Source organism: Rhizobium sp. 01T417 (assembly GCF_056398905.1).
Genome location: NZ_JBFTQH010000120.1, coordinates 1 through 1,614, shown reverse-complemented (window position 1 = coordinate 1,614; position 1,614 = coordinate 1). Strand labels below are relative to the sequence as shown.

1 protein-coding gene is annotated in these 1,614 nt (G+C 58.0%); it reads left to right on the top strand.

The genetic code is table 11. The annotated features are described in order from the left end of the window. Nucleotides 1-940, top strand: a 940-nt coding sequence (locus AC1DPR_RS31845) for a type II toxin-antitoxin system HipA family toxin (RefSeq protein ID WP_477818006.1), incomplete at its 5' end; no start/stop codon positions are given. Between the last annotated feature and the right edge of the window lie 674 nt (nt 941-1,614).

Sequence of the window (1,614 nt, the reverse complement as noted above, 5' to 3'; positions counted from 1 at the left end):
TGCCATGGGCGCCCTGGAGTTTCTGCCCCGGATCGATCGCACGCAGACAGCCCACGAGGCCGAAGCCCTCGAAGTCGGCGCCCTGGTTGAGGCCGCTCGAAAGATTGTGGCCGGGGAACAGGACGGCGCCGTCGCCGAACTCATGCGTATTGGTGCGAGCGCCGGCGGCGCAAGGGCCAAGGCGCTTATTCTCTGGGACCGTGAAAACAAGCAGATTCGATCTGCATTCGTCGACCCGCAGCCAGGGGAGGAACACTGGCTGATCAAGTTCGGCGGCGTGGAGTCCGCCAACCCGAAGGATCACCAGGCGCAACCGTTCAATCGCGTCGAATACACGTACGCACTCCTGACGAAAGAACTCGGCATCGACATGGCTCCAGTGGACTTTATCGAGGAGCCGTCCGGTCGATTCCACTTCTTGACGAAGCGATTTGATCGCACTGCGGATGGCGGCCGGATCCATATGCACAGTCTGGCAGGCCTTGCACACGTCGACTACAACATCCCGCGCGCCKACAGCTACGATCAATACTTCCGCTGGATTCGCATGTTCCTGATGCCTCAGCCCGCAATCGACGAGGCGTACCGCCGGATGATCTTCAATGTCGTGGGTCGTAACCAGGACGACCACGTAAAGAACTTCGCGTTCCTGATGTCACCCGCAGGGGAGTGGTACCTGTCACCGGCCTATGACCTGACGTTCTCCGCAGGCAATGGCTACACGCTACAGCATCAGATGACGATCGCCGGCAAGGCGGATGACTTTACCGTCGAGGAATTGGTAGCCTTCGGCGACAAATACCAGGTCACGAAGCCCAGGGAGATCATCCAGCGAACAGTCGAGGCGTTCAGCGGCTGGGCCGCCCTCGCCGCCCAGTGGAACGTTGCGACCAACGAGATCGAGGCGCGGGCCAGCCGCCTGCGGCTGTTTAAGACCTGACTTAGCTAGATGGCGAGACTGCCGACTGAGCCTCGCATCTAAAACTAAACATCCATAACTCCTAGCCTACTCTCCTTGGCCATGTCACTCGCATCGTAGCACTCCACATACGCGACGATAGCGGCAGCAATTGGCTGGATGAAGCAGTCCACGGGCATACCTTGGAAATCCGGGCCCCGCGTTGCATGGCACCCCATTTGGATACGGCCGCCGATGTGACTGAGAGGGTCTGAGTAAGAGAAACTCTTCCGAGGCATCGAGCGCAATTTATGTTAAATGMGGTGCGCATACTGAAACGGCGTTGCGACATTCGCATCGCTCGTTGCTTTGCACTCACCGATCGCTCCCATACCCAATATATCGCGGCGGGTTCGGCCGAATAAAGTACGGCAAGGAGCCRCCATTCTATTTTCCTTGTGTAGATCGTTGATAATGCTTACTCTGGCCCATCAGCAAGCGGAGGAGTGCCATAACATGCACGGCTCACTACCAATTCAGTAGGCGAATAAGTCTCACCCTGCTGCTCTGCTGGCGAAAATGGTGTGAGTACCGGGATCAAATTATCGGGACGTCTGGGGAACGATGAAAGCTCAGTTCAATTGCCGGCCATCGGAGGGCCGGCCTGCGGGGTCGCTTTGACAACAGAAAGTGAAAAGAGGCCCAGAGCCGGGTGC